4 protein-coding genes and 1 pseudogene are annotated in these 8514 nt (G+C 44.5%); all 5 read left to right on the forward strand.

The window, feature by feature from the left end; all coding sequences use genetic code 11:
- A partial coding sequence (locus VF500_RS21310) for a TonB-dependent receptor (protein ID WP_330861613.1) occupies window positions 1-2914 on the forward strand: 2914 nt, incomplete at its 5' end.
- Between the two features lie 13 nt (window positions 2915-2927).
- Window positions 2928-4838 carry a RagB/SusD family nutrient uptake outer membrane protein gene (locus VF500_RS21315; RefSeq protein WP_330861614.1) on the forward strand — a complete coding sequence of 637 codons (1911 nt, stop codon included), beginning with the start codon at window positions 2928-2930 and terminating at the stop codon, window positions 4836-4838.
- A gap of 13 nt (window positions 4839-4851) precedes the next feature.
- Window positions 4852-5601: a DUF3823 domain-containing protein gene (locus tag VF500_RS21320; RefSeq protein ID WP_330861615.1), complete on the forward strand. Its 750-nt coding sequence runs from the start codon at window positions 4852-4854 to the stop codon at window positions 5599-5601.
- Window positions 5602-5676: 75 nt separating this feature from the next.
- Window positions 5677-7863, forward strand: a complete 2187-nt coding sequence (locus tag VF500_RS21325; RefSeq protein ID WP_330861616.1) for a hypothetical protein — start codon at window positions 5677-5679, stop codon at window positions 7861-7863.
- A gap of 143 nt (window positions 7864-8006) precedes the next feature.
- Window positions 8007-8514 (forward strand): annotated as a pseudogene (locus VF500_RS21330) (glycoside hydrolase family 92 protein); the annotation flags it as partial.

Below are 8514 nucleotides of genomic sequence, written 5' to 3' on the forward strand. Positions count from 1 at the left end.
AAGTCAAACGCTCGTGTTTAGTTTCCTGGGCTACGTTGCACAGGAAGTAAATGTAGGCAGCCAAAAAACTATCAGTATTAAGCTTCAGCCAAACGCCACTAACATGAATGAAGTGGTTGTGGTTGGTTACGGTACCCAGCGTAAAGCAACAGTAACCGGATCTGTGGCATCGGTTACTAACAGCGAGATCGTGACCACCAAGAACGAGAACGTGCTGAACATGCTTGCCGGTAAAGTAGCAGGTGTACGGATCGCTCAGAATACATCTGAGCCGGGTTCATTCAGCAATGCATTTGATATTCGTGGCTTTGGCAATCCGTTGGTGGTTATTGACGGGATTCCGCGTGATAACATTTCAAGGCTTGACCCTAATGATATCGAAAGTGTTTCGGTATTGAAAGATGCATCAGCGGCTATTTATGGTGTGCGTGCAGCAAACGGTGTAGTTATCGTTACTACCAAAAAAGGTAAAAAGGGTGCGGTTGATCTTAACTATTCAGGTACCTACGGCTGGCAGATTCCATCGTACATGCCAAAACCGGTTGGTGCTGTTGATTTCATGACCCTGGTTAACGAGCAACTTTTACACAACGTTAACGGCGGACAGGTAAAATACACCGATGCCGATTTTGCAGCTTATAAAAACGGCACAAAAACCAGTACCGACTGGTATAGCCCTGTTTTTGCTAACAGTGCTCCTCAGCAACAGCATAACCTGAATGCTACAGGCGGTACCGATAATAGCAGCTATTTTGTGAGTATGGGTATTACCGATCAGGACGGCTTTTTCAAAAGCGGCGACCTGAACTACAAGAAATATAACCTGCGCTCAAACCTTACTACCAAAATCAATAAAAACCTTACTATTGATGTAAATCTGAGTGGTACTATTGAACAAAAAAATCAGCCTTACCAGGATGCCTGGTGGATCATCCGCTCATTCTGGAGGCAGGTACCTACGCAAAGCATCTATGCCAATAATAACCCGGCATACCTGAACAATGGCGAGGTTGATGGTTCAAACCCCGTTGCTATGGCCGATGCCAATGTTGATGGCTACAAACAAATTGCCAATAAATGGTTACAGTCTTCGGTATCTGCAACGTACAATGTTCCTTTTGTACCGGGCTTAAGCGCTAAAGGCTTGTATAACTATGATTACTATTTTTCAAGCAATAAGATCTATCAGCGTTCATACAATCAATATAATTACGACGCTAACAGCAATACTTACCAGGCTATAGCTAACCAAACTCCTGGTTCGATCACCCGCCAGTTTTATGAAAAACCAAGCACCTTGATGCAGCTTTCATTAAACTATGCAAAACAGTTTAAGGGCGGACATAACATTACTGCGTTAGCACTTTATGAAGAGAGCGAACAAAAAGGTGATAACTTCAATGCACAGCGTCAGCTTTCATTGCCGGTTGATCAGCTATCGGCGGGTAACGCGTTAAATCAAACTGCTACGGTTGATGGCGGCTGGCCTTATGATTTTGTAACCAAATCATTTGTTGGTCGTGTAAACTATGATTATAAATCGAAATACCTGGTTGAGTTTAGCTTCAGGGATGACGCTAACTCCAAAAACTCTCCGCTTAAAAGATGGGGCTTCTTCCCTGGTGCATCAGCAGGCTGGAGGATCTCGCAGGAAAACTTCTGGAAAAATACATCGGCTCTTTCGTTTATTGACGACCTGAAGATCCGTTTATCATATGCTAAACTGGGTGATGACGCAGGTCTTAACGCTTATCAATATCTTACCGGTTATAACTACCCTGCTGATGGCGACAACAACAGGTTGCCTCCGGGTTCGGTATTTGACGGTACTTTTGTTAACGGTGCCCAAAGCCGTGGTATAGCTAACCCTTACATTTTCTGGTATGTTGCAAAAACCTATAATGCCGGTATTGATTTGCAGGCATGGAATGGTTTGTTAGGTTTAACTGTTGATGCCTTCAGGCGCGACAGGAGCGGCTTGCTTGATACCCGTGCCGATAACCTTCCGGGGGTTGTAGGTGCAGGTTTACCGCAGGAAAATCTTAACAGCGACCGTGCTCAGGGTTTTGATATCGAAATAAACCACCGTTATCATATAGGCAGCTTTAACTATTTTGTTAAAGGTACATTCGGCTATACCCGCACGCAATGGATCAGTAAAGTACACTCTGCTTATGGTAACTCACAGCTTAACTGGCATAATAATAACGACAATCGTTATAACAACATATTCTGGGGTTACGGTGCCAACGGCCAGTTCCAGAATTACCAGCAGATCCTGAACAGCCCGCAGTTTGTATCACGTAACGCGGTAGTTGGTGATTATATTTTACAAGACTGGAACGGCGACGGTGTCATCAACGATCAGGACGTACACCCTATTGCACAAAACGTAAGTAACAATAACTACAGCGTACCTTCAACTACGTTTGGTTTAACACTGGGCGGTTCATACAAAGGTTTTGATATCAATACGGTTTGGCAGGGAGCTGCAGGTATCAATGTATCATACATCGAACAATTGAATATCCCGCTATGGGGTGGTGGCAGTGCCCTGTCTATGTTCATGGACAGGTATCACCCAACCGATCCTAAGGCCGATCCTTATGATCCAAATACCGCATGGACCCCGGGTACATTTGCGCTTACCGGTACAACAGCCAATACCAACTCGCTGTCAAATATCCACAGTGCAGCTTATGTGAGGTTAAAATCTGCCGAAATAGGTTACAGTATCCCCGCCAGTGCCGCTAAAAAAATTGGTATTAAGGGTGCAAGGATCTTTGTGAACGGGTACAATATATTAACCATCACAAGCTTGAAATATCTTGACCCTGAACACCCATCGGCCAACTACGGCTATTTATATCCTTTAGATAAAATTTATTCCATCGGTGTAAATGTTAAACTATAATCCACTACAGATCATGAAAAAATACACATATACGATATTGGCTTTTTTACTTTGCTGGACAACGGCATGTAAAAAGCTGGATACCCTGCCCCCGAGCATTGTTAAGGACGATGACGTTTTTGCAACCGCCGCGGGAATCCAGGCCTACATGTCCCGGTTGTACAGCGAATTACCTATTGAAGATTTCAGGTACTCGCCCGAAAGAGGTTTAAATATGTTTTGGATCATCAGCCCTACAAGCGCCACCACAGGTGAAGCCTTAAGCCGTGACCAGAATGGATCAATGCAGGAAAACACAGGCCTTTCAACCTGGGGCGATTGCTACAGGGTTATCAGGGACGCTAACTATTTTTCTGAAACCCTGCCTAAATACGCAGGTAACTTTACTAAGGATCAAATAAATAACTGGTTAGGCGAGGCAAGGTTTGTGCGTGCGGCTACTTATTTTGCATTGGTTAAACGTTACGGTGGTGTGCCGCTTGTTGATAAAGTGCTTAACTATCCTGAGCAAAGCATCGAGGAATTAAAAATCCCCCGTTCGTCTGAAGAAAAGATCTATGATTTCATAGGCACCGATCTGGATTATGCTTACACCAATTTACCTGAAACCAACCAAGCAGGCAGGGCAAATAAATATGCGGCAGCTGGTTTTAAATCAAGGGCTATGCTTTATGCCGGTACAATAGCTAAATACAACCAGATCTCATTGGTTGATGGTAGCGGCAACAGGCTTTGCGGCATCCCTGTGGCAAAAGCGGTTACTTACTTTAAAGCAGCTTATGATGCCGCTGCATTAGTTGACGGCAAATACAGCTTATACAAAAAAGCATGGGCAGCGGGCGATAAAAACGCGCAGTACCTAAACTACGTGAACATGTTTTTTGATGCATCGAGCCCTGAAAATATATTTGTACGTCAGTATCATTACCCTGAATCGGTACACGGTTATGACGCATATAATGTGCCGCGCCAGTTAATGGGTGCCAATGGTTACTCATCAGAAGTTAACCCGACATTAGATTTTGTGGAACTTTTCGATGGTTTTCCTAAAAACTCTGACGGTACTATCAAAACTACAACCGGTGGTAAATACGATCTGTACACCAATACTGTGGATATATTTGCCAATGCCGAGCCAAGGTTAAGGGCAACTGTAGTTTTGCCTGGCGATGTGATGAAAGGGGTAAGTATCGAGATCCGCAGAGGTATTTATACCGGCCCTTCGGCAGGTGGCATTAGTCCGCTGTTGCCTGCAGGCTCAACTGCTCATTACCCAACAGATAACATTGTACAATCGGCCAACGCCAGCCAAACCCCGTACAAACTGCCAAACGGCACAACCATGAACCCAGCTGGTTTAAGTGGTTATTTTACAGGCGATGGTACCAACTCTGTTTCTGGTTTCTCTATCCGCAAATACATTGTACCGGATAAACCGACATCTGAAGTATTGGAAAACCGTTCTGATCAAACCTGGATTGAGCTGCGTTATGCGGAAGTACTGCTTAACCGTGCCGAAGCTGCTGTAGAGTTAAACGCGCTTGGCCAGTCGGACAAGAGCTATCTGCAGGATGCCTTTACCCAGATCAACCAGATCCGTGAACGTGCCGGTGCCGACCTGTTAACAGGTACAGCCAATTTAACTATCGACGTAGTACGCAAGGAGCGTAAAAAAGAGCTTGGCTTCGAAAACAAACAGTATTGGGATATGCGCCGCTGGAGGGTTGCCGATAAAGAACAAAATAGTACTATTTACCGTACGCTGATGCCTTTCTATTCGGCTAATGATGGTAAGTACTTCTTTGATGCCCGTTTGGACGAGCGTAATTCGAGATACACTTTTGATGTACGCTGGTACTATGAGCAAATACCACAGGGCGAGATCCAGAAAAGCCAGAATTTAATTCAAAATCCGGGTTATTAATTTTAAGAGAGAGATGAAAAAACTATTTTATAGCATAGCATTAAGTGTATTGGTTGCCGCAGGCAGCTCATGCAAAAAGGTTGATAATTATGCCGCCCCCGATGTTACCTTAAAGGGTACTGTAACTGATGCCGGGAATGGTAAAAGCCTGCAAACAGAACAAGGCTCAGGCACCCGTATCAAATTATTGGAGATAAGCTGGAGCTCAAACCCAACCCCGTTTTATATATCCTCATTCCAGGATGGTACCTATCAAAACACCAAACTGTTTGCAGGTAAAAATGTAATTTCGGCCGAGGGGGCTTTTGTGCCATTGGTTCAGGTTGATAACAGCGGCAAAACCATTGTTGATAAAAGCCAAACGGTTGATGTTAAAGGTGTAACCACCGTAAACTTTTCGGTTGAGCCATTTTTGAGGATAGAATGGGCAGGCGACCCTGTTTTGAATGCAGACGGTACTATAACTACCAGCTTTAAAGTTACCCGCGGTACTGCTGACCCTAATTTTCAGCAAAACGTAAGCGATGTAGCTGTATTTATCAATTCAAATAACTACGTAGGCAATAATAACTACGATAACCGTTATACGCCTAAGCTGAGCGGCGACGCGGCCAATGCAACTATTGGTCAAACTCTTAGTCTTACTACGCTTGGTGGCAAGCTGCCAGGTAAAAGGAGCTACTTTGTACGTGTAGGTGCAAGGGTTTCTTATGGTCTTAATTATTACAACTATACCGACGTTAAAGAGGTAAAGGTTCCGTAAAACAATATGAATACCTGTGTGAGGGAGGGGCCAGGGAGTGGTTCTTCCCAAACACAGTTTTAATAAAATATAACTATGAAGAATACGCTACTTTTTTGTTGCGGACTTGCCTTTGCTGCCGGCGCTTATGCGCAGGATCCTAACCCAAAACCGGCATTCCTGAAAGAGAAAACTGCTTTTCAAACCAGCAGTCCCTGGAGGCCCGAAATTGATGTACGATCAGACATTGCCATTGTTTATGGCACCAATGATCACCCAAATATGACCTTTGAACAACGCGTTAAATCATGGCGCGACCGGGGTTACGATGTGAATTTCATGACCGGTATTGCCTGGGGCGATTACAAAGATTACTTTTTGGGCAAATGGGATGGTAAAAACCACCTTGGCGTTGGGCAGGTAACACAAAGAGGCGATACAATTTTCCACGGCAAGGATATGCCTTACGTGGTGCCGGATGATTCCTTTATCGAGTACATGAAAACCGCGGTGGTTAAGCGTGTGATAGATGTGGGTATCACCAACATCTTTTTAGAAGAGCCTGAGTTTTGGGCCCGTGCAGGTTACAGCGCCGGCTTTAAAAATCAGTGGCAAAAATATTATGGCTTCCCCTGGAAACCGCAGGATGCATCCCCTGAAAATACTTACCTATCCAACAAACTGAAATATAACCTGTATTACGAAACCATAAAACAGGTATCATCATACGCCAAAGAGTATGGCAAAAGCAAAGGCATGAACATTAAGGTGTTCATAGCTACGCACTCGCTGGTAAACTACTCGTCATGGCAAATTGTTAGTCCGGAGGCAAGTCTGGCTTCATTGCCGGGCATTGATGGCTACATTGCCCAGGTTTGGACCGGCACTTCGCGCGAGCCTACTTACTTTAATGGTAAAGAAAAAGAACGGGTATTTGAAAACGCCTTCCTTGAATATGGTTCGGTAGTATCTATGACAGCCCCAACCGGAAGGAAAGTGTTTTTCCTGACCGACCCGATTGAAGACCGCATACACGACTGGAGCGATTACAAACGCAACTACCAGGCTACCTTTACCGCCAAGTTGTTATACCCAATGGTTGCCGATTACGAGGTAATGCCATGGCCCGAAAGGATCTACACCCATCCTTACCCTGTATTGGGCACTAATGAAAAAATACTGATCCCGCAGTTTTATTCAACCCAGATGCAGATCATGGTGAATGCACTTAATGATATGCCTGTTTCAAGCAATAAGGTATCAGGTGTTAACGGTATCGGTGTGCTGATGAGCAATACATTGATGTTCCAGCGTTTTCCTACGCACAATGGTTTTGAGGATCCGCAGTTTTCCAATTTTTACGGACAAACCCTGCCTTTGGTAAAACGTGGCGTACCGGTACAAACCGTGCACATGGAAAACCTGGGCTACGCGGCATCGCTTAAGGATATCAAAGTTTTGGTGATGAGCTACTCCAACATGAAACCCGTATCGGCCGAAATTCATGAGCAGCTGGCTGCCTGGGTTAAACAAGGCGGTGTACTGGTTTATGTTGGTAGAGATGATGATCCGTACCAATCAGTAATGGAATGGTGGGATACAAAAGGCAATAATTTCAAAGCGCCATCACAGCACCTGTTTAAACTATTGGGAGTAAGCCCAACCGGCGACAGCCAGCGTTTTGCTGTTGGTAAAGGAGCGGTTTACGTATTGAGGCAAAACCCTAAAGAGTTTGTAATGCAGGCCAATAATGATGAAACTTTCATTAACCTGGTAAAACAGGCTTATGAAAAAGATGCCGATGGTGGTAAGTTGAAATTTAAGAACAGCATGTACCTGGAGCGTGGCCCGTATGATGTTGTTTCGGTAATGGATGAAAATGCCGATAGCAAACCATATGTGGTAAAAGGCCCCGTTATCGATCTGTTCGATCCGCAATTGCCCGTGCTCGCCGAAAAAACGATCAACCCTAATGAGCAGGCCTTATTATATGTAATTAAGCGCGTTGCGGATAAAAAACAGCCAAAAGTACTGGCGTCGGCCTCAAGGGTTTATGACGAAGTGGTAACAGAAAGCAGTTACACGTTTGTAGCCAAAAGCCCTATAAAAACATTAAACAGCGCCCGGATCCTGTTACCCGCACAACCAAAGGAAACAGTAGTTACCGACAGCGAAGGAAAAACCATTACTGATGTAAAATCCTCATGGGATAAATCATCAAAAACCTTATACCTGGGCTTTGCCAACAGCCCGGATGGCATTAAGGTGAGTATTAAATGGTAAAAGGTTCTTTTTTGAGAGAGAGTTGGTTTATGCTTCCGTACATGAAATTTCATGTGCGGAAGTTTTTTTGAAAAGAGATTGCGTAATTCGCTCAAAAAAATTGTCCTTACAGTGATTTGCAAATAAAGCACCCAAAATAATAAATGAAAAAATTACTCCTCCTGGCGTTTGCCTTTTTACCGGCAGCACTTTCGGCACAAGAAAAGGTGTCGTCACCTGTCGATCTGATCAATCCGCTCATGGGCACGCAATCAAAGCCATCGCTCTCCAATGGTAACACTTATCCTGCCATAGCCCTGCCATGGGGTATGAATTTTTGGACGCCGCAAACCGGTAAAATGGGCGATGGCTGGCAGTATATGTACAGCGCCGATAAGATCAAGGGTTTTAAGCAAACGCACCAGCCTTCACCGTGGATGAACGACTACGGCCAATTTGCCATCATGCCTGAAACCGGGCACATGAAGGTGACGCAAAACGGTCGACAGAGCTGGTTTTCACATAAAGCAGAAATTGTGAAGCCGTATTATTACAGTGTTTATTTGGCAGATCACGATGTGACTACAGAGATCACCCCTACCGAGCGCAGCGCACAGTTCAGGTTTACTTTTCCTAAAAGTGATAGCTCATTTATCGTGATAGATGCTTTTA

The sequence above is a fragment of the Mucilaginibacter sp. genome (genome assembly GCF_036383575.1).
Classification (GTDB): domain Bacteria; phylum Bacteroidota; class Bacteroidia; order Sphingobacteriales; family Sphingobacteriaceae; genus Mucilaginibacter.